The sequence below is a fragment of the Cupriavidus pauculus genome (assembly GCF_008693385.1).
Taxonomy (GTDB): domain Bacteria; phylum Pseudomonadota; class Gammaproteobacteria; order Burkholderiales; family Burkholderiaceae; genus Cupriavidus; species Cupriavidus pauculus_D.
Genome location: NZ_CP044067.1, coordinates 2,330,565 through 2,352,237, shown reverse-complemented (window position 1 = coordinate 2,352,237; position 21,673 = coordinate 2,330,565). Strand labels below are relative to the sequence as shown.

20 protein-coding genes are annotated in these 21,673 nt (G+C 67.0%); 8 read left to right on the top strand and 12 right to left on the bottom strand.

From position 1 onward, the window contains the following. Positions 1-95 precede the first annotated feature (95 nt). The gene (locus tag FOB72_RS32320; RefSeq protein ID WP_191002294.1) at positions 96-272 is read right to left on the bottom strand and encodes a hypothetical protein; all 177 of its coding nucleotides are present in this window, start codon (positions 270-272) and stop codon (positions 96-98) included. 75 nt (positions 273-347) lie between these two features. Then, a complete protein-coding gene (locus FOB72_RS28815) occupies positions 348-1,379 on the bottom strand; it encodes a GlxA family transcriptional regulator (protein ID WP_150376592.1) in 1,032 nt (343 codons plus the stop codon). 223 nt (positions 1,380-1,602) lie between these two features. Between FOB72_RS28815 and FOB72_RS28810 the strand changes: the two genes are divergently transcribed. The 3 genes from FOB72_RS28810 (at position 1,603) to FOB72_RS28800 (ending at position 4,463) form a co-directional block, all read left to right on the top strand. Then, positions 1,603-2,343 carry an acetoacetate decarboxylase gene (locus FOB72_RS28810; RefSeq protein WP_150376590.1) on the top strand — a complete coding sequence of 247 codons (741 nt, stop codon included), beginning with the start codon at positions 1,603-1,605 and terminating at the stop codon, positions 2,341-2,343. Positions 2,344-2,392: 49 nt separating this feature from the next. Continuing rightward, positions 2,393-3,178: a 3-hydroxybutyrate dehydrogenase gene (locus FOB72_RS28805; protein ID WP_150376588.1), complete on the top strand. Its 786-nt coding sequence runs from the start codon at positions 2,393-2,395 to the stop codon at positions 3,176-3,178. A gap of 76 nt (positions 3,179-3,254) precedes the next feature. Further along, positions 3,255-4,463 carry a DUF3734 domain-containing protein gene (locus tag FOB72_RS28800; protein WP_223851817.1) on the top strand — a complete coding sequence of 403 codons (1,209 nt, stop codon included), beginning with the start codon at positions 3,255-3,257 and terminating at the stop codon, positions 4,461-4,463. A 14-nt stretch (positions 4,464-4,477) separates the two neighbouring features. On the opposite strand, the gene FOB72_RS28795 is transcribed toward FOB72_RS28800, so the two are convergent. Next, positions 4,478-5,194 (bottom strand): response regulator transcription factor, encoded by a 717-nt coding sequence (locus FOB72_RS28795; RefSeq protein ID WP_223851623.1) that lies wholly within the window; start codon positions 5,192-5,194, stop codon positions 4,478-4,480. A 329-nt stretch (positions 5,195-5,523) separates the two neighbouring features. Between FOB72_RS28795 and FOB72_RS28790 the strand changes: the two genes are divergently transcribed. After that, complete coding sequence (locus tag FOB72_RS28790) at positions 5,524-6,276, top strand: sensor histidine kinase (RefSeq protein WP_191002293.1); 753 nt, start codon at positions 5,524-5,526, stop codon at positions 6,274-6,276. 15 nt (positions 6,277-6,291) lie between these two features. Here the strand turns inward: FOB72_RS28790 and FOB72_RS28785 are convergent, their stop codons facing one another. From FOB72_RS28785 to FOB72_RS28755, 7 genes are all read right to left on the bottom strand, one after another. Beyond that, positions 6,292-7,992: an FAD-dependent oxidoreductase gene (locus FOB72_RS28785; protein WP_150376580.1), complete on the bottom strand. Its 1,701-nt coding sequence runs from the start codon at positions 7,990-7,992 to the stop codon at positions 6,292-6,294. 192 nt (positions 7,993-8,184) lie between these two features. Next, positions 8,185-8,664 carry a BON domain-containing protein gene (locus tag FOB72_RS28780; RefSeq protein ID WP_150376578.1) on the bottom strand — a complete coding sequence of 160 codons (480 nt, stop codon included), beginning with the start codon at positions 8,662-8,664 and terminating at the stop codon, positions 8,185-8,187. A 305-nt stretch (positions 8,665-8,969) separates the two neighbouring features. Continuing rightward, positions 8,970-9,332: a hypothetical protein gene (locus FOB72_RS28775; protein ID WP_150376576.1), complete on the bottom strand. Its 363-nt coding sequence runs from the start codon at positions 9,330-9,332 to the stop codon at positions 8,970-8,972. An 18-nt stretch (positions 9,333-9,350) separates the two neighbouring features. Further along, a complete protein-coding gene (locus tag FOB72_RS28770; protein ID WP_191002292.1) occupies positions 9,351-10,535 on the bottom strand; it encodes an MFS transporter in 1,185 nt (394 codons plus the stop codon). Position 10,536: 1 nt separating this feature from the next. Further along, positions 10,537-11,250, bottom strand: coding sequence for a hypothetical protein (locus tag FOB72_RS28765; protein WP_150376572.1), 714 nt, complete (start codon positions 11,248-11,250; stop codon positions 10,537-10,539). Between the two features lie 115 nt (positions 11,251-11,365). Beyond that, positions 11,366-12,538: a tripartite tricarboxylate transporter substrate binding protein gene (locus FOB72_RS28760; RefSeq protein ID WP_150376570.1), complete on the bottom strand. Its 1,173-nt coding sequence runs from the start codon at positions 12,536-12,538 to the stop codon at positions 11,366-11,368. A gap of 113 nt (positions 12,539-12,651) precedes the next feature. Beyond that, positions 12,652-13,713 carry an alpha/beta fold hydrolase gene (locus FOB72_RS28755; RefSeq protein WP_223851622.1) on the bottom strand — a complete coding sequence of 354 codons (1,062 nt, stop codon included), beginning with the start codon at positions 13,711-13,713 and terminating at the stop codon, positions 12,652-12,654. 139 nt (positions 13,714-13,852) lie between these two features. Between FOB72_RS28755 and FOB72_RS28750 the strand changes: the two genes are divergently transcribed. The 3 genes from FOB72_RS28750 to FOB72_RS28745 all read left to right on the top strand — a co-directional run bounded on the left by FOB72_RS28750 (position 13,853) and on the right by FOB72_RS28745 (position 16,961). Continuing rightward, positions 13,853-14,803 (top strand): LysR family transcriptional regulator, encoded by a 951-nt coding sequence (locus FOB72_RS28750; protein ID WP_150376566.1) that lies wholly within the window; start codon positions 13,853-13,855, stop codon positions 14,801-14,803. A 134-nt stretch (positions 14,804-14,937) separates the two neighbouring features. After that, positions 14,938-15,612, top strand: coding sequence for a protein-L-isoaspartate(D-aspartate) O-methyltransferase (locus FOB72_RS32700; RefSeq protein ID WP_223851621.1), 675 nt, complete (start codon positions 14,938-14,940; stop codon positions 15,610-15,612). Further along, the gene (locus FOB72_RS28745; RefSeq protein ID WP_223851620.1) at positions 15,609-16,961 is read left to right on the top strand and encodes an erythromycin esterase family protein; all 1,353 of its coding nucleotides are present in this window, start codon (positions 15,609-15,611) and stop codon (positions 16,959-16,961) included. The genes FOB72_RS32700 and FOB72_RS28745 overlap by 4 nt, the downstream gene beginning before the upstream one ends. Here the strand turns inward: FOB72_RS28745 and FOB72_RS28740 are convergent. Both FOB72_RS28740 and FOB72_RS28735 read right to left on the bottom strand, forming a co-directional pair. Further along, a complete protein-coding gene (locus tag FOB72_RS28740; protein WP_150376564.1) occupies positions 16,958-18,016 on the bottom strand; it encodes a linear amide C-N hydrolase in 1,059 nt (352 codons plus the stop codon). The genes FOB72_RS28745 and FOB72_RS28740 overlap by 4 nt on opposite strands. A gap of 104 nt (positions 18,017-18,120) precedes the next feature. Next, complete coding sequence (locus tag FOB72_RS28735; protein WP_150376562.1) at positions 18,121-20,805, bottom strand: tannase/feruloyl esterase family alpha/beta hydrolase; 2,685 nt, start codon at positions 20,803-20,805, stop codon at positions 18,121-18,123. 296 nt (positions 20,806-21,101) lie between these two features. Here FOB72_RS28735 and FOB72_RS28730 point away from each other — a divergent pair, with 296 nt between their 5' ends. Continuing rightward, positions 21,102-21,614, top strand: coding sequence for a shikimate kinase (locus tag FOB72_RS28730; RefSeq protein ID WP_150377530.1), 513 nt, complete (start codon positions 21,102-21,104; stop codon positions 21,612-21,614). Positions 21,615-21,673: the final 59 nt, after the last annotated feature.

Below are 21,673 nucleotides of genomic sequence, written 5' to 3'. Positions count from 1 at the left end.
GACCGATTCCGTGGCAGGCCGGGCGCGAGTTTCGATACTTGACTCATTCTCCATTGTTTCCCTCAAAACACGTATGCCCAGATTGCTCTCTTGTGTCACATGACGGGAAACAAATTGAGGGCCATCGCGGATATCGACCAGCGGAAGCGGCTCAGGCAGGCGATGGCGGCCAGCTCATCGAGGCTGACATGTCTTTCCAGGTTGGCATCGACGTGATCCAGCACGCGCTGCAAGCGCTGGACGTCCATACGGGTAACGGTTTTGCACGACATGCGAATCATTCTGCTAATGCATTCACACAAAGGCAATGTCACCCGCGCAGATTGGCAGAATTTCAGGGGTATTGGTCAGCGTTGCATGCCGAACGACACTGGAACGTCCTCGATACCGTCTTGACGATACTCGGACGGCGACAATCCCATATGACGGCGGAATGTGACACGCATGCGTTCCTCGTCGCCGAAGCCGCAGGCGTGCGCGATCTGGTCGATCGAACGCTCCGAAGCGCGCAGCAGGCGGCAGGCCGCTTCCACGCGGAAATGCTCGACCGCCTTGGCTGGCGTGCGGCCGACCTTCTCCTTGTAGGCGCGCGCGAAATTGCGCGGGCTCATGTTCACGCGCGCGGCCATGCGGTCCACGGTCAGCGCCTCGTCGCCGAGATTGTCGAGGATCCAGAGGTGCAAGCCATCGAACGCGGGCGTGTCCCGGACCTGTGCCTTGAGCATTTCGCTGAGCTGTGGCTGCTCCGCCGGCCGCTTCAGGTACACGACGAGCTGCTTGGCCACGGCCAGCGCGATGTCATGCCCGAGGTCCGCCTCGACCAGCGCCAGCGCGAGGTCGATACCCGCCGTGACGCCGGCCGAGGTCCAGACCGGATCCTGCTGCACGAAGATCGCGTTCCGGTCGACCGTGATGCCGGGGAAGCGCGTCGCGAGGTCGTCGATATTGATCCAGTGCGTGGTGGCGCGGCGGCCCTGCAGCAACCCCGCTTCGCCAAGGAAGAACGCACCGGTGCACACCGAGGCGGTACGCCGCACGATGCCGGCGGTCTGCCGCAGCCAGTGCACGAGGTGCGCCGAAGCATCGACCACCTCGAGGATCTCGGGCGTCCCGGGCACGATCACGGTGTCCACGTCGCGCGGCTGGTATTGCCCGACATCCTCGGTATGCAGGACCACACCCTCGATCGACCGAACGATGCCGCCGCCGATGCTGACCGTATGGCAGTCATAACCGGGCAACCCCCGTGCCTGCGCCAGATTTGTCGCGCACCAGAACACGGTCTGGGGACCGCTGAGGTCGAGCAGCCCGAACTTCGGAAATGTGACAAACAGGATGCGACGCGGCGCCGCAAGCGTCGGAAGGGTGGCGATGGACATGACGGGACGGGCAGGGTTGTCTGGATCGTAGGCCAATTGAAAGATTCTGCAAGCTCAGGCGCATCATGCCGCACACAGTAGGGCGGAGCGAGTCACCCATAGGTGTGATGGCGATCCATCGTTCGGGCTCCCACAATGGATCGCATCGTGCCGGCATGCGCCACGGCGTTGCCCGCGATTCGTGAGTCACCCATCTGCGACATCACCCTGAGGACCGTTACCCATGGAAATCAAGACGATCCGCGAGCGCGCCTTCGCGACGCCGCTATGTAGCCCTGCCTATCCGATGGGCCCGTACCGCTTCATCGATCGCGAGTTCTTCGTCATTACGTACCGTACCGATCCCGCGCTGTTGCGCGCGGCGGTGCCGGAGCCGCTGGAGATCACCGATCCGATCGTGCACTACGAGTTCATCCGCATGCCCGATTCCACGGGTTTTGGCGACTACACCGAATCCGGACAGGTCATTCCGGTGAGCTACGAGGGCCGCGCGGGCAGCTACACGCATGCGATGTTTCTCGACGACCATCCCCCGCTCGCGGGCGGCCGGGAATTGTGGGGCTTTCCCAAGAAGCTCGCCAGCCCCAAGCTCGCCGTGCATACCGACACGCTGGTGGGTACGCTCGACTACGGCCCCGTGCGCGTGGCAACGGGCACCATGGGCTACAAGCACCGCGAAATCGACAAGGAGGCGCTTGGCCGCTCGCTTTCGGAAACGCCCAATTATTTGCTCAAGATCATTCCGCATGTCGATGGATCGCCGCGGATTCTCGAACTCGTCTGCTACTTTCTCAAGGACGTGCAGATGAAGGGGGCATGGACGGGCCCCGCAGCCCTCTCGCTGGCGCCGCATGCGCTGGCTCCCGTCGCATCGCTGCCGGTACTGGAAGTCATCGGTGCGAAGCATTATGTCGCGGACCTCACGCTTGGTCTCGGCGAGGTTGCATTCGATTACCTGGCATGACCGCGTTCGCGCGTCTCTTCTCACCTGAAGTTCACCTGAAGGCCACATCATGAAACTCCAGAACAAGTCCGCCATCGTGACCGGCGCCGCAAGCGGCATCGGCAAGGCTATCGCCGAATTGCTCGCGCGCGAAGGCGCGGCCGTCGCCATCGCCGACCTCAACCTCGACGCCGCGCGCGCCACCGCCGAGGAAATCGAGCGCGCGGGCGGCCGCGCCTTGCCCATCGCCATGGACGTGACCAACGAGCAGGCGGTGGACGAAGCCACCGACAAGGTGGCGGAAGCGTTCGGCGGACTCGACATCCTCATCTCCAATGCGGGCATCCAGATCGTGAACCCCATCGAGAAGTACAGCTTCGCGGACTGGAAGAAGATGCAGGCGATTCACGTCGATGGCGCGTTCCTGACCACGCGCGCCGCGCTGCGTCATATGTACAAGGATCCCAAGCGCGGCGGCACGGTCATCTACATGGGCTCGGTCCACTCCCATGAAGCATCGCCGCTCAAGAGCGCTTATGTCACGGCCAAGCACGGGCTGCTCGGCCTGGCGCGCGTGCTCGCCAAGGAAGGCGGCGAGCGCAACGTGCGTTCGCACGTGATCTGCCCGGGCTTCGTGCGCACGCCGCTCGTCGACAAGCAGATTCCCGAACAGGCGAAGGAACTCAATATCAGCGAAGAGGAAGTCGTGCGCCGCGTGATGCTGGGCGGCACCGTCGATGGCGTGTTCACGACCGTCGAGGATGTCGCACAGACGGCGCTGTTCCTCTGCGCGTTCCCGTCGCAGGCACTGACCGGCCAGTCCTTCGTGGTCAGCCACGGCTGGTACATGCAGTAAGCGCGCGCGCCGCGCGCCATCGGTTCCGCAGGGACGCGCGCGGCGGCCCTACAAGACCAAGGAGCAATCCATGTCGATGGTTCAGCAACGGCCGCCCCGCGCGGCCGCGGACACCCTTGCGCGCAAGATCGCTGCCGCGCACGATGCCTACCCCGTCAGGGCGCTCGTGCTGCAGGGCGGCGGCGCGCTCGGATCCTATCAGGCGGGCGTCTACGAGGGACTGGCCGCGGGCGGCATCGCGCCCAACTGGGTGGCCGGCATTTCGATCGGCGCCCTCAATGCCGCGGTCATCGCGGGCAATGCTCCCGAGGACCGCGTGGCCCAGCTGCGAGCGTTCTGGACCCATATCTGCCGTCAGCCGTGGCTGCCGAGCCTGTTCCCTTACGACCTGATCGCCGACGGCGCCGCGCACTGGCCCGATACGCTGCGGGTGTGGTTCGACGGCCTGGAGGCAAGCCGCGCGCTCCTCGAGGGCCAGCGCGGCTTCTTTCATCCGCGCGCCTGGCCGCTGCCGTTCGCGCCGGGCAACGGCGCGGCCGGGGCGAGCTACTACGATACCGCGCCGCTCAAGGCCACGCTCGAGCGCTTTGTTGACTTCGACCGCATCAATCGCCATCAGGAGATGCGAGTCTCGGTCGGCGCGGTGAACGTGCGCACGGGCAATCTGACCTACTTCGACAATACCGAGACCCGTCTGCGCGCCGAGCACTTCATGGCATCGGGTGCGCTGCCCCCTGGCTTTCCCGCCGTGGAGATCGACGGCGAGCACTATTGGGACGGTGGACTGGTTTCCAACACACCGCTGTCGGAAGTACTGCGGGCCAAGCCGCGCCGCGATGCGCTGATCTTTCAGGTGGACCTGTGGAGCGCGCGCGGCGCGCTGCCCGACAACCTGATGGACGTGGCGACGCGACAGAAGGACGTGCAGTACTCGAGCCGCACGCGCGCGATCACCGACTACATGGCGGAGCAGCAGCGCTTCCGGCAGATGCTCAATGACGTGATGGCGCTGGTGCCGGCCAGCAAGCGCGATAGCGCGGGCTACCGCGATGCGGCGGCCTATGCCTGCACGGCGCGGCGCAACGTCATCCAGATGATCTATCGCGACAAGCCGTTCGAGGGCAACGCCAAAGACTTCCAGTTCGGCCCGCTGACGATGCGCGAGCATTGGCAGAGCGGCCTGGAGGATATCCGCGAAACGCTGCGCCATCCCGAGTGGCTCGCCATGCCGACGCACGACGCGCCGTTCGTCACGCACGACCTGCACCGCACGCACCGGCAATAGCCGGCGCCGCGATGTCAGCCGGCCGCGCGCGCGGCCGGCATCGCGGTGGCACGCGGCACCGCAAATGCGGGTTCCTGCCGCGCCGCCGCATCGCCCAGTTCGTGGACCATCTTCACCAGATCGGCGAACGTGCGCGCGGCCATCTTGCGCATGGCCTTGCTGCGATGGATCTTGATCGTGACCTCGCTGATGCCGATACGGCCCGCGATCTGCTTGTTCATGAGTCCCGACGCCGCCAGCAGCATCACCTCGCGCTCCCGGTCGCTCAGCGACGAGAATCGCGCGCGCAGGTCGAGTCCGCACCGGAACGTGGCGCGCTTGCAGCGGTCCGCCTCGATGGCGCCGGACACCGCATCGAGGAACACCTGATCGCGGAACGGTTTGGTCAGAAAGTCATGCGCGCCGGCCTTCATCGCGCGAACGGACATCTCGATATCGCCATGCGCCGTGATAAAGATGATCGGCAGGTCGATACCGTGCAGCCTTAAATGTTCCTGCAGATCCAGGCCGTTGGTGCCCCGCAGCCTGACGTCGAGGACAAGGCAGCCCGGCAGGTCCTCGAGCTCGCTCTGCAGAAACTCCTGCGCGGCAAGAAAGCCGCGCGAGGCAATGCCGACCGACCTCAGCAGGTCCGCGAGCGCGCCATTCATATGGGGGTCGTCGTCAACGATATAGACGAGCGCATCGGGCAGGACGCGCTCGCGTGACGGGAGGAGAAACGAGGGATTCACGGCGAGACTCCAGACTGCAATTGTTACGTCGATGGAGTCTAGGTATCGTGAAAATACGCGTCAAGACGGAAACCGGGACGTTCAAGTTTCCGTACGCGCAACAATCATCGTATCCCTCGCGGGGAGCGAGGCATGGCGCGAAATCTAGCAGCGCGACGCCCGCGTGGCTGCCGTCCAATGGACGGAGGTCCTACACCTTGCGGATAATCGCCGTCGGGACGCAGTCGGCAGTAATACAGGGATATCTGTCATTTACCGTGCGTCCGGCGTCCTCGTAACATCGCCGCACCCAACCCACACGAGGCCACGAGGCCGGCATGACATCCCCCATGACCACACCGACCCGACCTCTGCTCACGCCCGAAGAGCGCGCCGCGCTGCGCGGGGCACGCGTGTCGATGCTTGGCGAACTCTGCGCGACCGTGGTCCATGACGTGCTGCAGCCGATCTCCGCGAGCGTGATGCGTGGCCATGCCGCCCTGCGCTGGTTGCGGCTCTCGCAGCCGGACGTGCCCGAGGCCATCGCTGCCATCGAGCGCCTGATCGTCGACGCCGACCGCGCGATGGAGGTGGTGACGCGCTTTCGCGCCATGGCGAGCGACAAGCCGGGGGCGCCCGAGACCCTCGTGCTGAATGCCCTCACGCGCGAGTGCCTGGCATGGCTCGACCATGAGTTCGACCGCCATCGCATCGCCGTGGAGACCACGCTGCCGCGCGACGACCTGCGGTTGCTCGGCGAACGCGTGCCGCTGCAGCAGGTGCTCGTCAACGTGCTGATGAATGCCATACAGGCCATGGCGATGGCGCGTCCGGCCGACGACAGCAGGTGGCTGCGCGTGACGCTCGCCCGCGTGGGCCGCGAGGCCGAGATCGCCGTCCAGGACAATGGCCCGGGCCTCGACGACGCCGTCATGGCACGCATGTTCGATGCGTTCTATACGACGCGGCCGGACGGCATGGGCATGGGACTCGCCATCTGCCGCACCATCGCGCATGCGCATGGCGGCAATATCCGTGCGGAGCGGCCGCGCGAAGGCGGCGCCCGCATCGTCATCCGTCTGCCGCTGCTCGGCATGCCCTGAGGAAAGCCCTTCGCTTCAGACCATGGCGTGCGCGGCGAGGTAGGCGTGGACCTGCGACACCACGGCCGCGCCCTCGCCTACTGCCGTAGCCACGCGCTTGGTCGACCCCGACCGCACGTCGCCCACGGCAAAGATGCCGGGCACGCTCGTCTGCAGCGAGCCGCTGCCCGCCTGTCCCCGCTCGGCATCGAACCCGGTCACCACGAAGCCCTTTGCATCGAGCCGGATATCGCAATCGCGCAGCCACCGCGAATTCGGCTCGGCACCCGTGAACAGGAAGACGTGGCGCACGGCCATATGCGTACGCACGTCGGTGTCGCGATGGCGCAGCGTCACGTCGTCCAGCTGATGCGCGCCGCCCAGCGCCTCCACTTCCGTATGACAATGGACGGTGATATTGGGCTGCGCGGCGATCCGGTCGATCAGATAGCGCGACATGCTCTGCTCGAGCCCCGGACCGCGAATCACCACGTGGACATGCGCGGCATGCGTGGCCAGATACACCGCGGCCTGCCCCGCCGAATTGCCACCGCCCACGAGCACGACCTCCTGCTTCGCGCAGAGGCGCGCCTCCACCGGCGACGCCCAGTAATAGACGCCCCGCCCCTCGAACTCGGCAAGCCGCGACAGCGGCGGCCGGCGATAGGCGGCGCCGCAGGCGATCACCACGGCGCGCGTGCGAATGCACCGCCCATCCGTGAGCACCACCTGATGGGTCTCGTCACCTCTGCCGCTGCATTGCAGCCGGTCCACCTCGAGCGGTATCGCGATATGCGCGCCAAATTTCTGGGCCTGCGCGAACGCGCGGCTCGCAAGCGTCTGCCCGGACACGCCCGTCGGAAAACCGAGATAGTTCTCGATGCGCGCACTCGCGCCCGCCTGGCCGCCCGGCGATAGTGAATCGAGCACGGTCACGCATAGCCCCTCCGACGCGGCGTACACGGCGGAGGCCAGTCCCGCGGGACCCGCCCCGACGATCGTGACGTCGTAGACCTGCTCGGGCTGGAACTCCGGCAACAGGCCGAGGCACGAGGCCAGTTGCCCCGCATCGGGCCGGCGCAGCAGGTTGCCGCCCGGGCACACGACCAGCGGCAGATCGTGCGGCGCGCCCGTATCGGCCGCGAACACCCGCGCCGCATCGGCGTCCGCGTCGATGTCGATGACCGTATGCGGATGATTGTTCCTGCGCAGGAAGGCCTGCAGCAGCGACATGCGCGAGTCGTCGCTGCGGCCGACGAGAATCGGACCGCGTCCGCGCTCGATCAGCGCCGCGCGGCGCAGGATCAGCGCGCGCATGATGCGCTCGCCGAGCTCGGCTTCCGCCACGAGCAACGCACGCAGACGTTCGGGAGGTATCACCACGGCGGTGACCGCATCGAGCGCAATGCCATCGACAAGCTCGGGGCTGCCGGACAACTGGCCGATCTCTGCAAGGAAATTGCCCGGTCCATGCTCGGTGACCAATGCCGCGCGCTCGAGGCCGTCACGCTGCAGCACGCGCACATGGCCTGCCAGCACGAGGATCATGCCCATGCCGGGGCCGCCGGTGCGCACGACGTAGTCGTCCGCGACCCACTCGCGCCGGATGCCGAACGCGCTCACGCGTTCGATCTCGGCCGCGGTCAGGCAGGGGTACATCTGGTGACGCCGCAGCATCAGCGGCGAGTAGACGGCGCCCTCTTCCGCAGTGGGCAGGTGGTCGAGGTTGTGGCTCATGGCAATTCTCCGTAACGCTTGAGAACATATTGCGTCATGGCGTGCCACACGAATGGTGTTTTCCGGGAAACACCATGTCCTGCCGAACTGGAAAAATCAGGTCGAAAAAAAGCCGCGGCACCAATCGTGTGTCGCGGCTTCGCGGCATGTTGCGCCGCGCATCAAGGATCCGGTTGAACTACCGCGACGAAATTAACGCGACGAAACCTTGAGCGAGTCGTTGACCGAGGTCACGCCTTCCACCGAACGCACGGTGCTCAGCGCGAGCTCATGCTGTTCCTTGGAGGGCACGGTGCCCGTCAGGTTCACGACGCGGTCCTTCGTCTTGACGTGGATGCCCGTGGACTTGAGGTCCTTGGTGGCGAGCAGCTTGGTCTTGACCTTGGTCGTCAGCGCGCCGTCCGTCACGCCCTGCTTGGCGTTGTCGGCCGTGTTCTCGACCTTGTCGCCGAGCTTGGCATCGGTGGTGGCGGCAGGCAGCTTTTCCTTGTCGCCTTCCGTATGGCCCGGCATGCCCGGCGCATTGTTGGCAGGCGGTGCCTTGCTGTTATCCGAGGTGGTGGCCACCTTGATGAAACCACCACCGCCCATGTCCAGGGCGTGAGCACCGCCAGCGAAGGCGAGTGCTGCGGCGACGGCAACGATACGAAGGGTCTGTGCAGTCTTCTTCATGGCTCTCTCCTGAGTGCTTGGGATTGTTTGCAACGACGGTACGAGACCGTTACGACCATTACTGCAAATCGCGGGCCAGCCCGAAGACACCCCGTGAAATCAGGCACAGACGGGACTTGTTCGGATATCGGAAAGCGAGCGCGGCGCCTGGCATGTAAAAACACCGCACGCGTTGTAAATCGCGGTGCTTGCGATGCCTCGCATGCGTTACCTGCGGGCCTGTCAGATGAAAGAGGACACACATCTTCCGCGTGGCACGACGCTTGCAACGAAAGGACCGCGGCATGCTCGCCGCGTCATGGAGACTAGCGATGGGACAACAGGGACAGCAATCGGGAAATCAATCCCAATCGGGCCAGAACCAATCGGGCCAGAAGCAGCAGGAACAATCGCAGCAGCCCGGTCAGCGCGGTAACCAGCAAGGCGGCATGCAAGACGACAAGCAGCGTCAGGGTGGCGGTCAGATGGGCAACCAGGATCAGCGCCCGGGCCAGTCGCAACAGCAGGGCGGCCAGCAGGGCCAACAGGGCCAGCAAGATCAGCGCGACCAGCAGCAAGGTAACAAGCAGCAGTAACTGCGAAGCTCCCCCCGGGCCTCGATGCGACATCTCCACGGTTGTCGCAACGCAATGAGGTAAGACGAGGCCCACGGCCGGGACATCCGTCATGGATGTCCCGGCTTCTTTTTATGCGGTGACGCGCGTGGGCGCGTCCGCCGCGCGTTCGGCACGCGAGCGCGCGAGCATCATCGCGGACGCCATCCCCACCACGCACAAGGCTGCGGGCAACAGGAACGCCCGGCCGCCGACGCTTGCGAACAGGAAGCTGCCCGCGTAGACGCTCGCTGCGGTGAGCAAACCCGTGAATGCCGCATAGACACCGGTGCTGCTCGACAGGACATTGGCCGGCATGCGTGAGCGCATGTACTCGGCCGCGCCAAGCTGCGTGAAGCCAAGCGTCGCGCCCTGCAGCAACTGTGCGATCACGGCGACCTCCATGCGCGGCGCCATGCCGATCAGCGTCCAGCGCAACGCGCTCGCCGCGCACGCCAGGGCGATGAGCCTTGGCGCGCTGGCACGCGCGACGATGCGTGCGCCCACGGTGAACACGACGATCTCCGCGACCACGCCGAGCGCCCAAAGATAGCCGATGGCCGCGCCGGAGAATCCCTCGCGCTTCCAGAACAGCACGCCATAGCTGTAGAAGAACCCGTGGCAGGCCTGCGATACCGCGGCGCTGCACAGGAACAGCATGAACCCTGGGCGCCGCAGCACCTGCATGATCGGCCCCTGCACGCGCTGGCCCACGCGCACGGCATCGCCGGGCAACGCGAGGCCGACGAGGCCCTGCGCGATATAGGCCACGAGGAACACGATCGCGATGATGTCGGTGCCCGCGCGATCGACGAGCCAGCCGAGCACGATGGACATGGCCACCACGGCCATCGAGCCCGCGCTGCGCAGGCGGCCGAAGTTGAGGCCGTGGCGCGCGACACCGGCGATGGCGATGGACTCGCTGAGGGGCAGCAGGCTGGCGGAGCAGGCGCGCGTGGCCAGGAACACCAGCAGCACGCCGACGAAGCCGTCGGCGAGGGTCAGCATGGCGGCGCTCATCGCGGAGGCCGCCACCATCGCGAGCAGAATCGTCTTGCGGCTGCGGGCCTGATCGGCCATCGCGCCGATCATCGGATTGACCAGCACGGCGAGGCCCGCGCCGAGCGCGAGCACGAGGCCGGTCTGCTGCTCGCTCAGGCCCTGCGCGCGGATCCACAGCGGGAAGAAGCTGATGGTGATGGCAACGGGCGCGTAGAGCGACACGTAATACAGGTAGAAAGCCGCGCTGGTGCGGCGTGGATCGGCAGGCAGGGACACGTCAGGCAGGACGAGGGTTGGTCACGGGGACTTCGCGCGGCACGAGTTCGCGCACGCAGGCGTCGCGCGCCTGGCTGCCGGCAGCCAGGATGTACGGCGTGATCGACCGCATGAGCCGCGCAAAGCCGTTGTCGCGCAGGAATGCCGAAATTTCGGGCGATTGCGCAAAGCGGTTCATTTCCTCGACCTCGTCGGCGGTGAAGCTGCTGCGGTCGACGGACTTGTTCTGGATGACGAGGTCGATCATCTTGGTACCGAATCGCGATTCGAACACCACGGACAGTTCGGTCGGTAGCATCGGCTCGGTGAACGTCAGCGCGAACGCGGGACGCACCACCTGCTCGAGCATCTCGGGCGTGAGCTTGGCATGCGCGCACGCGGCGAGCTTGTCCTTGGGAATCGGACCGACCTTGTCCGGCATGCGCGCGAATGCGCGGTCCATGCCGACGATCATGAGCCGGCTCACGTTCATCGCGCGGATCAGGCGCGTGAGCGCGGTGTTCATGTCGATGACGGTCACGCCGTCGGCGGGTGCGCTCCGTGCGGCATCTGGCTGCGGGGAGGCGGCCGCCGGCGGTTGGGATTCGGTGGGGGGATCGGGCTGCGGGGCCAGTTGCTGGGTCTCGGCAAAGGCCGGCGCGACGGCGGCCATGCACGCGCAGGCTAGCGCCAGGCTGGACAGCCTGGAAACCGTACGGCGAACGATGCCCCTCATGATTGACCCCGTCGTGCGCGACCACGGCACGCGCCGCGGCATCACAGCGACGATTGTAGAGAGGATTCGGCCACTTGTGCGCGGGGCGTTGTGCGTGTGCGCACGCCGCGGCCGTTCAGGCGATCCGGTGCGACACCAGCGCCACCGCCTGACGCCAGATTTCCCGTTGCCGGTCGAGGTAGTCGATGGCCCGGGCGCCGGTCAACCCCAGCGGCTCGGCGCCATCCTGCCCCAGCCGGCGCTGTAGGGCGGCGTCCAGCAGCAGCCGCTGGAAGCGGCGCGATAACGCGGCGCACTGGGCACGCGTGACGCTGGGCGCGGCCAGTACGCCGTACCAGGCGTCCTGCCACATGCCGTCGATACCCGCCTCCGCGAACGTCGGCGTGGCGGGTGCCAGCGGGCTGCGGGTCCGGCCCGTCACCGCCAGCGCGCGGACGCGCCCCTGGCGCATCAGCGGCAGCGAGGCCTGCAGCGTGCTGACCAGCATCGTCACATGGCCGCCCTGCAGGTCGATGAGCGCCCGGGCGCTGCCCGGATAGGGGATATGGGTCATCGTGACGCCCGCCTCGTGGCACATGAGCTCGCCCACGAGGTGCGCGCTGGAATGGATGCCAAGCGAGGCGTAGGCGAGTTCGCCCGGCTGTTGGCGGGCCTGCGCAAGGCGCGCGCGCAATGCCGCGATGGCGTCGCCACTGCCGAACCGCGCGCCGTCGCCGCCGATGAGCAGCACGTGAGGGGTGCTGGCGACCACGGCGATCGGCTGAAGCGCGGGCGGCACGCGTGGCCCGCCCGGGGCGCCCGGGAGGGCCACCGCGCCGCCATCGACACGAGGGGCGCCACCGGCGGCGCGGCTGGCCATGCCGGGGGCCGATCCCGCCTGCGCGTTCGGATTCGGCAGCAACGGACTGATACTCACCGAGCCGACCGTCCCGAGCAGCAAGGTCTGCCGCTGCGGACCCGCACGCACCACCTCGTTCAGCGCGACCTGCCCCGCCGCGCCGGGGCGGTTCTCGACCAGCGTCAGCACGCCGTCGCCAGTCAGGCTGTCCGCGAGCAGGCGCGCGATATGGTCCGCTCCGCCGCCCGCGCCATAGCCGACCAGCATATGAATCGCCGCGTCGGCCGCCCACGCCTCGGACCCGCCGCGGGCAAGCGGCAGGCAGGCGAGCGCGGCCAGCAGCCGTCGGCGGGCGACATCTGGCGGGATGCTTGCGGGAGTGCGATACGGCGGCGGGTCTGGACGCGTCTTGGCGCGGCTATCGGAACCGGGCCACCCGGGGAGAGGCATGAGGCTGGACCAAAGGCGAATGCTCGCCGCATGGTAGCACCGCACTCCAGGTGCCGCCTCCGGGCAAACCCGGTTGCAACCAGCGTGGCTGCACGGACCGCTGGCGGCCAGCCTCAGCCGCCCCCCGCCGGCACGCAGGCCGCCCCCCTCGAGTCTGCCCCCGGGTCCGTGCCGAACAGCGCCCTCGCCCCGCACTGGGACCCAAACATCCGTGACTGGTCGTGGCCCACGCCCTCGACCTCGAACGCCTCGTGCCCGATCACCTCCCCCGGCGCCGCCAGCAGCCGCTCGTAGCGCATGTAAGCGCGCGCCCGCATCAGCCGCGTCGGCCCCTCGGCCTCGGCGCCGCACGATTTATCGAGCAAGCGATGGTTCGGATCGTTGTCCGCCGAGCCGACCATATAAGTCACCTGCCGGCCCATATACCGCGTATAGAGCGCCATCCCATCCGCCCCCCGCGCATATGGCACCATATCCTGCACGCCATACCGGTACCGGTCGTAGTTCGCACACACGGCCGTGTCGTACGGCGCAAACCGCTCGTAATCGGGCGCCACCGGCCGCACCGGCGTGAAATACAGATACGAGGACGGGTTCGCCACGACATAGCGCAAGGTCACCCCGCTAGCCCGGATGCGCTCGTCCACATTGTTGAGCACCGCATAGCGATGCACGATCTGCGCGCCCGCCGAGTGCCCAGCCACCACCACCTCCCTCACCCGCGGCAGCCGCGCCCGATCGGTCACGAACGCGACGAGGTCGTCCAGCACCTGGAGCGAACTCAGCGGCACCGAAATCCCCGACACCGCGTCCTCGCCCGCGATCCACCCATCGGTGGTCCAGTGCGGCATATCGGGAAACCGCTGGCCATCGGCCCGGCCCGGAAAGTTCGGCGCCACCAGCAGGACTTCCGCCGGCGGACGCCCGCTGGCCTTCAACAGCGCCTCGCCCGCCGCGTAATAGCTGTCCCCATTTCGCCTGAGCCCATGCTGGATGAACACCACCTCCCGGATTCCGCGCAGATCGCCATCGAGCCGATGGTTCGCATAAACCGGAAAGTCGTAGCCGGCGCCCTGCCCCAGATGGACACGCTGCCATTGAGGTTCGGCCGCGGAGGCCAGCACATGGCTGCCCAGCAGGATGACAGCGGTGGAAAGCAAAGCACGCAGGCGCACGGCATCTCCTTGCAGATGGGGGGGGACGTACGGTAGGGGACGTACAGAAGGGAAAACGCCCATGGCCCTCGCTCCGATGACCGACGTAGGATGTATACCTCCAGGCTTTCTTATATTTTTTCCATATACATAGACCACCATGGAGTTGAGACACCTCCGTTATTTCCTTGCCGTGGCCGAAACCGGGTCCGTCACGCGCGCCGCCGAGCAGCTCGGCATCCAGCAGCCGCCGCTGTCCCAGCAGCTCAAGGCGCTCGAAACCGAACTCGGGGTCACGCTGTTCGAACGTCAGCCGCGCGGCGTCGCCCTCACGCCGGCCGGCACTGCCCTCCTCGACGACGCGCAGGATCTGTTCGCGCGCATCGAACGCATGCGTACCCGCATGCAGCGCATGGCCCGCGGCGACGAAGGCGCGCTGGCCATCGGTTTTACGAGTTCGGCCGCCGCGCACAAGCTCACGCCCGAAGTCCTGCGCGCCTGCCGCCGGCAATTTCCCCGCGTCACGCTGTCGCTGTCCGAGCGCAACGCGGCCGAGGCGATCGAGCAACTGGCCGACGGCAAGCTCAGCGCCGCGTTCGTGCGGGCGCCGGTCCAATACCCCGAAGGCGTCCAGTTCGACCTGCTGCTCGAGGAAGAACTCGTGATGGCCCTCCCGCTCGACCACCCGCTGCTGCGCAAGCGCAGTGCCGCCGGGGTCGCGACGCACACACCGGTATCCCTCCGCGAACTGGCCAACGATCCGTTCATCCTCGTGCGCCGCCCCGGCGCGCCGGGCATGTACGGCGATCTGCTGCGCGAATGCGAAGCGCTGGGCTTTACCCCACGCATCGGCGCGGAAGTCGAACGCATGCTGACCAACCTGAACCTCGTTGCGGCCGGCGCGGGCGTGAGCGTCGTGCCCGCGTCGATGGCGGGCCTGAACCGCCACGGTGTCGCCTACTGCCGCATGGTGGAGGCGGACCGCCTGCGCGCGCCGCTGACGCTCGGCTATCGATCCGCCGACCAGGACCCCGCGCTGGCGGCGCTCGTGGCACTCACGCATCGTATTGCGGCGCGGCATCGAAAACGGGGGGAAGAGGGCGCAACCTGAAGACGGGAGAAACTGCACCCCTGCACCTCCAAACTACAAAACGCGCCGCGTCGGCGGCCATCCGCTGCGCCCCGCGCGGTGGCAGGAATCTTGCGCGCCCCTGAAGGGACATTCCCCGTCAGGAGACTCATGCCATGAGTACGCTCTGCGAGCGCCGTGGCCGCATGGTGGAAATGCAACTGGCACGCCGCGGCATTCGCGATGCGGCCGTGCTGCGTGCCATGAACGAGGTGCCGCGCGAGCGTTTCGTCGCGGCCGACCTCGTCGATAGCGCGTACGACGATGCGCCGCTCGGCATCGGTGCCGGCCAGACCATCTCCCAGCCCTACATCGTCGCCCGCATGGTCGAGGCCCTGCAGCTGACGCACGTCAGCCGCGTGCTCGAAATCGGCGCGGGCTCCGGCTACGCCGCCGCGGTGATGGCGCGCATCGCCGCCCACGTCACCACGCTCGAACGCCACCCCCGGCTCGCCGACGCCGCACGAGAATGCCTGCACACGCTCGCGGTGGACAACGTCGATGTCCACGCGGCCGACGGCACGCTCGGCTGGCCCGACGCCGCGCCATTCGACGCGATCGTGGCGGCCGCCGGCGGTCCGCGCATTCCCGAGGCATGGATCGACCAGCTCGCGCCGCACGGCACGATGGTCATGCCGCTCGGCGATACGCTCGGCCGCCAGGAACTCGTGCGCATCACGCGCGATGACGATGGGACGCTGCGTCGCGAGGATCTCGGCCCCGTGGTCTTCGTTCCGCTGGTCGGCGCGCAAGGCTGGCAGGCCGACGCCGATCGGGAGACGCTGCCATGACGCAGGGGCTCAGCAGCGTCGCTGGACGTAACATATCGGAAATGATCGCGGCCGCCGCGCTACCGTTGCCCGATCTCGACCGCCCCGCCTTTGCCGAATGGATCGATGCATTCGCCGACTGCCGCGTGATCCTGCTCGGCGAGAGCACGCACGGCACGGCCGAGTTCTATCGCGCGCGCGCCCGCATCACCGAGGCGCTCGTCACACGGCACGGCTTCGACTTTGTCGCGGTGGAGGCGGACTGGCCCGATGCCGCCGCCATCGATCGCCATATCCGCCAGCGGCCCGCAGTGCCCGGCGGCGACGAGGCGCGTCCGTTCTCGCGCTTTCCCACCTGGATGTGGCGCAACACGGAAATCGCGCAACTGACCGACACGCTGCATGCGATCAACGCCGAGCGTTCCCCCGCCGATCGGGTGGCGTTCTACGGGCTCGATATCTACAGCATGCGCGCCTCGATGGCCGCCGTGCTGTCGTACCTCAACCAGATCGATCCCGCGGCGGCCGCGCTTGCGCGCGAACGCTATGGATGCCTCGATCCGTGGCGCAGGGCGCCATCGGCCTATGGCCGCGCGGTCATGACGGGCGCGCTCGACACCTGCGAGCGAGCGGTACTGGCGCAGCTGCGAGACCTGCTCGACAAGCGCCTGCACTACGCCGAAGCCAATCGCGATGCGTTTTTCGAGGCCGCGCAGAACGCGCGCCTCGTCGCCTCGGCCGAACGGTACTACCGCATCATGTATCAAGGCTCGGCCGAAGGCTGGAACCTGCGCGACACCCATATGTTCGAGACGCTGATGCAACTGCTGACGCTGCACGGCAGCAAATCGAAGGGTGTCGTCTGGGCGCACAACTCGCATATCGGCAACGCGGCCGCGACCTCGATGGGCACCGAGCGCAACGAGATCAGCCTCGGCCAGTTGTGCCGCGAAGAACTCGGTACGCAAGCCGCACTGATCGGGCTCGATACCTACATGGGCACGGTCACCGCCGCCTCGGACTGGGACGGTCCCACGGAGACCAAGACCGTGCGCCCCGCGCGCGCGAACAGCTACGCGCATCTGGCGCACGATGCGGGACTCGCGCGCGCGATGCTCGACCTGCGTGCCGGCGCCACCGGACCGGGCGCGGCAGGCGATGCGCTGCGCGCGGCGCTCCTCGCCCCGCGCCAGCAGCGCTTTATCGGCGTGATCTATCGCCCCGAGGCCGAATTCCAGAGCCATTACATGGAAACGGTCCTGCCGCATCAGTTCGATGCCTGGCTGTGGCTCGCCGAGACCACCGCCTTGCAGGCGCTCCCCGCCACGCCACGCGCGGGCGTGCCGGATACCTGGCCATTCGGCCTCTAGCGACGCGCGACCGCCGGCGAAAGGAACCCGAACGCCGGCGCCGGCCGGAAGTCGCGCAGCGCGTCGCCCGCATGGACGATGCGCTGCTCCGGCCCCAGATCCAGCCGCATGACCTTGCCCGTCTCGCGCGAGAAATCGACCCGCTTGAGATCGACCCAGAACGTATTGGGCGTCAACGCCGATTCGAAGAAGTACAACTGCCGCTTGTGGTCGGCCACCGTACGCCAGCGCGTGGACGAGATATTGGGCTCGTCCGGCGTGGTCAATCCAAACGGGACCGACACGTTGCGGATCACGCTGAACACGCTCGCGAGCGCGACGACGGGGTCCTCGCTCTTCGGAATCGCATTGACGTAGAAGCTCGCGCGCGCAAAGCGGTCCGACGAGCGATTGGTCCCCGGCAGGAACGTCGTGCCACCGATATTCTTCCAGTAGGTGTTGAGCGCAAGCTGCTCTTCGAAGATCGGCGAGTTCGTCATCACCTGGTACGCGCGGTCGTGATGGATGACCTGCCGGCCGTCGATGTACTCGACGATCGCGCTGTCGCCCGTGCTATCGGACATCGACAGATGCAGCGTCGCCAGGCGCGATTCGCCGGGAACGTTGTCGGTGACCACGGTGAACGGCTCCGTGCGTAGCGCGGCCACCGCCTCTCGCACGGTGCCGAAGTTGTCCAGCACGTACTGGCCCCAGGCAGCCAGCGACAACAGCGGCCGGCGGCCATCGTCGGCCGGGTATTTCGATTCGACGAGCCACAGCACGTTGACCGACAGTCCCGCTTCGTTGAGCCCGTCCGTCGTCGAGATGTCGTAGCCGGACGCGATCACGCTGCCGTAACGCGAAGTCCACCGTATCGAGCGCGGCCCCGCCGCGCCGTCGCGCTGCATCCCGCGCGGGAAAATCCACAGGTTGGTCGCCACATCGGACTTCCAGTCCATCGACCGCGCCGTGATCACGTCGCCGTCGTTGCCGATATAGACGAACCGCGTACAGGACAGGGCCGTTGCCGGCCACGCCAACACCATTGCGAACAGCAGCACAACGCATCGTTTCATGCCGGCCTCCGGAGCGTGGGGATCGCCGTGCCATTCTAGTCATAAAAAAAGGGCCCCGCAGGGCCCTTGAAGATCGATTCCGCGACGTATCGTGATGACGGGGTTCAGTTCAGCAGCCCGATCTCGAACTTGTTGCCGAACGAGCCGAACAGCAGGCCGCCGTTGTTCAGGTAGGTCGCCGCGACACCGCCACCGGCCGTCATCACGCCGAGCACGGGCTGGTTGTACGTCAGCGTGCCCGCGGTGCCGTCGCGCGTGATCGACGTCCCGGCCAGCTGCGAAGCGAACTGCGAGCCGTCCGTCGACATCATGCGGAAGTTGCCGTCCGCCGAGCCCACGGCCGTGGCGGTCTGCTTCGCATAGACGCTCATGCCGAACGACGTGGCGCTGCGCGTCAGGATCAGCGGCACCGGCGTCCCGTTGACCAGGCCGCCCACCACCGAGCCGATGGCCGTTCCGCCGGTCGTACCCGTGGTCGCGCCCGTATCGAATGCATCGAACGCATTGCGCGAGGCGTTCCACGCGATATAGCCCTTGGTCGTCGTCGCGCAGGCCGCGTCATAGACGATGTACCCGTTGACCGGATCCTTGCACGTCTGCCACGTTGCGGCCGACGAGCGCATGCGTGCCGAGCCGTTGACCACCGATACCGTGCCGCCCGTGTTCAGGATGCCGTTGACGTTGTAGATGTCCGCCACGGCCTTGTAGTCGGAGGTCGTGTTCTGGAATGCCACCAGCGGCAGGAAGCCGCCACCCGATGCGGGTGCCACACCGCCGGCAAGCACACCGCCGCCGGTCAGCGTGAAGCGCGCGCCGTTCTCGTCGCTGTTGTACGTGCAGCCGCTCTGCAGCGTAAGCTGGCCGGTGCGCACCGTCGCGGCCGGACGCTGCAGGCTGGCGTCGATCGTCACCGTGTAACGCAGCGTGGCCGGGTCGATGCGCACGGACAGTTCTTCGCCGTTCGTGTTGCCGCCCTTCCACGTGGTAGCCACCGTCGGCATGTTCAGACAGGCCTGCACCGCGCCGGAAGCGCCTTCGCACGTGTAGTTGATCGCGGCGTCCGCACTGCCCGCGCCCTTGAACTTCGGCCATGCCGGGTACTGGCACAGCGGACGCGTACGGCCATAGGTGCCCGCATTGGTGTCCATGACCTGCATCGTGCCCGGCGCCACGCCCATCTCGACCCAGTTCTCGAGCGCGGTCAGAGAATTCCATGCCGGCACGAAGCTGCCGGTGCCGTGGCCCATGCCCGGGACCGTGTAGAAACGAATGCCCTGATCGACGGCTGCCTGCCCCACCGTGGTCGTCACGGCCTTGAACCATGCAATCGTCGAGTTGGGGCTGATGACCTCGTCGGCCAGGCCGTGCAGCAGGATCAGCCGGCCGCCATTGGACAGGAACGGCGCGATATTGGGATTCGTCGCGTCGGTCTGCGCGGACACATCCTGCACGCGCGAGGTCCAGCTGCCGGGGCTTGCCGGATCGAACGTCAGGGTGTCGAACGTCGCGTTACGCGTGACGAAGTACTTGGTCCACTGGTCGCCCGTCACGTACATGTTGGCGTCCGCCGTCGTGGCCGGATTGCCGGGCACCGCGCGCGTGCCGAGGTCGCGCGTCGTGAACGGGCCCGCTACCAGCGCGCCTTCGAGGATGTTGTAGCCGCCGGCCACCGTGACACCGTTGGCGAGCGGATAGGTAAGCTGCAGCGGCTGCTCGATGACCTTGACCGTCGCGATCTGCGCGAGCGAGAGGCAGGTGTCGCCGGTATCGGTACCGCCCGGACATTGCAGGCTCTGCAGCACCTGCATCGAGCTCAGGCGGCAGCCCTCGACGTTGCTGATGACCTTGTCGGCCACACCGTCGAGCGTGTCGCACGCGGACATCACCGCGTTCTGCACGAGCAGCGTCTTGTTCAGGTTGAGCCAGCCGGCACCGCCGTTGAGGTACAGCGCGCGGCCCAGTGCAACGTTGGAGAGGCGCGTGCCCGTGTAGTTGAGCGCGGGCTCGTTGGCGATCACGCCCGTGTAGTCGGTCGGCCAGCGCTGGATATAGCTGAGCGCGTCGCGGCCGCCGGTCGAAGTACCGAGGAAGTACGCGCGCGTGGGGGCCTTGCCGTAACGCTGCTGGATCAGCGCGAGCGCCACGTCGTGGGTCTTCTTCAGCGTGTCGCCGCCGTAGTTGCGCAGTTGCTCGTCGTTGGTCGCGAAGCGGCCATCGGTGATGCTCGTGCTCTGGTGGCCCGAGTCGTCGCCCCATGTCGCGTAGCCGCGCGAAAGCGGCGCGGGATCGTCCGGCAGCGCGAAGCGCACGGTCTCGGTACCGTCGATCAGCGTGCCGTCGAAACCGCCGCCGCCGAACTGGATGCCCTTGCCGTTCCACTGCGTCGGCAGGTTGACCGCGAAGTTGATGCTCTGCGAGGCGGCGTCCACGGGCGCGATCGCGCCACGCACCTGGCAGTATTCGCCGAGCTTGTTGCCGGTGGCATCGGCCGCGATGAGCGTGGCGGCCGTTACCTTGGCGCCGCCCGTGGCGAGCGCGATCTGGGAGGGACCGACCGCGACGCTGGCCAGCGCGGCACAGGCTTCCTGCGCGCTGAGCGCCGGCGGCGGATTGCCGGTGCCGGTACCGGGGTTGCCCGGGTCGGACGGATTACCGCCCGCGGGCGGCGGCGTGGTCGAGCCCGTGGCGGGCGCGTCGTCGCCGCCGCCGCAGGCACCGAGCAACAGGGTCGCCGCGAAAGCGGCTGCCAGCAACGCATAGCGCCGCTGGCCGGATGTTCCGGTGGTCATGATCTGGTCTCCTCCATGTGTATCCGGTCGAGTGGCCGGCTTTCACTGGTATTTCGCTTTGGACCGTGACGGTATCACCGGGAGGGTGCCACGTAAAATATATGCATCCAGCAGTATCGATACTTACAACGTATAGCTACGCCAAACGGATTGCCAGCCCCGGGCGGTGACAGCCTGCGTTTTCCCCCCTTGATTCATGACGCCATCGTGATACCGTTGCGAAAGCGCACGACACGTCGCTCCAGCAGGCGGCGACAACGATCTTGGACGACGACAATCTTTTCCTCATCGGATTCATGGGCGCCGGCAAGACCACCATCGGCCGTGCGGTGGCGCGCCGGCTCGAACGGCCGTTTTTCGATACCGATCACGAGATCGAGTCGCGTTGCGGCGTGCGCATTCCCACGATCTTCGAGGTCGAGGGCGAAGAAGGGTTTCGGCGCCGCGAAACCCGGATGCTCGACGAACTGACGCGGCAGCGCGGCATCGTGCTCGCGACCGGCGGCGGCGCGGTGTTACGGGAAGAGAATCGCGAAATGCTGCGCACGCGCGGGCGCGTGGTCTACCTCGATGCCTCGCTGGCCGAGGTCTGGCGCCGCACGCGGCGCAACCGCAATCGTCCATTGCTGCAGGGCGAGAATCCCCGCGCGCGCATCGAGGCGCTGTACCGCGCGCGCGAACCCATCTATCGTGAACTGGCGCACCTCGTGATGCCCGCCCACCAGGGCAGCGTCGAACAGGCCGCGACCATGGTGCTGCGGCTGCTGGGGCTGGAGCCGCCCGGCCCCACGCCGTGCGGCTTTGGCTGACAGAAGAGTCAGACTCGCCGCCGTGAACTTTGCCCGGCATCCGTCGCTCTCACTGTGAT

Excerpts from the sequence above, each read along its gene's own strand:
- FOB72_RS32320 (WP_191002294.1), bottom strand. The coding sequence starts at position 272 with ATGTCGTGCAAAACCGTTACCCGTATGGACGTCCAGCGCTTGCAGCGC.
- FOB72_RS28815 (WP_150376592.1), bottom strand. The coding sequence starts at position 1,379 with ATGTCCATCGCCACCCTTCCGACGCTTGCGGCGCCGCGTCGCATCCTG.
- FOB72_RS28810 (WP_150376590.1), top strand. The coding sequence starts at position 1,603 with ATGGAAATCAAGACGATCCGCGAGCGCGCCTTCGCGACGCCGCTATGT.
- FOB72_RS28805 (WP_150376588.1), top strand. The coding sequence starts at position 2,393 with ATGAAACTCCAGAACAAGTCCGCCATCGTGACCGGCGCCGCAAGCGGC.
- FOB72_RS28800 (WP_223851817.1), top strand. The coding sequence starts at position 3,255 with ATGGTTCAGCAACGGCCGCCCCGCGCGGCCGCGGACACCCTTGCGCGC.
- FOB72_RS28790 (WP_191002293.1), top strand. The coding sequence starts at position 5,524 with ATGACCACACCGACCCGACCTCTGCTCACGCCCGAAGAGCGCGCCGCG.
- FOB72_RS28785 (WP_150376580.1), bottom strand. The coding sequence starts at position 7,992 with ATGAGCCACAACCTCGACCACCTGCCCACTGCGGAAGAGGGCGCCGTC.
- FOB72_RS28780 (WP_150376578.1), bottom strand. The coding sequence starts at position 8,664 with ATGAAGAAGACTGCACAGACCCTTCGTATCGTTGCCGTCGCCGCAGCA.
- FOB72_RS28775 (WP_150376576.1), bottom strand. The coding sequence starts at position 9,332 with ATGACGGATGTCCCGGCCGTGGGCCTCGTCTTACCTCATTGCGTTGCG.
- FOB72_RS28765 (WP_150376572.1), bottom strand. The coding sequence starts at position 11,250 with ATGAGGGGCATCGTTCGCCGTACGGTTTCCAGGCTGTCCAGCCTGGCG.
- FOB72_RS28760 (WP_150376570.1), bottom strand. The coding sequence starts at position 12,538 with ATGCCTCTCCCCGGGTGGCCCGGTTCCGATAGCCGCGCCAAGACGCGT.
- FOB72_RS28750 (WP_150376566.1), top strand. The coding sequence starts at position 13,853 with ATGGAGTTGAGACACCTCCGTTATTTCCTTGCCGTGGCCGAAACCGGG.
- FOB72_RS32700 (WP_223851621.1), top strand. The coding sequence starts at position 14,938 with ATGAGTACGCTCTGCGAGCGCCGTGGCCGCATGGTGGAAATGCAACTG.
- FOB72_RS28745 (WP_223851620.1), top strand. The coding sequence starts at position 15,609 with ATGACGCAGGGGCTCAGCAGCGTCGCTGGACGTAACATATCGGAAATG.
- FOB72_RS28740 (WP_150376564.1), bottom strand. The coding sequence starts at position 18,016 with ATGAAACGATGCGTTGTGCTGCTGTTCGCAATGGTGTTGGCGTGGCCG.
- FOB72_RS28735 (WP_150376562.1), bottom strand. The coding sequence starts at position 20,805 with ATGACCACCGGAACATCCGGCCAGCGGCGCTATGCGTTGCTGGCAGCC.
- FOB72_RS28730 (WP_150377530.1), top strand. The coding sequence starts at position 21,102 with ATGGGCGCCGGCAAGACCACCATCGGCCGTGCGGTGGCGCGCCGGCTC.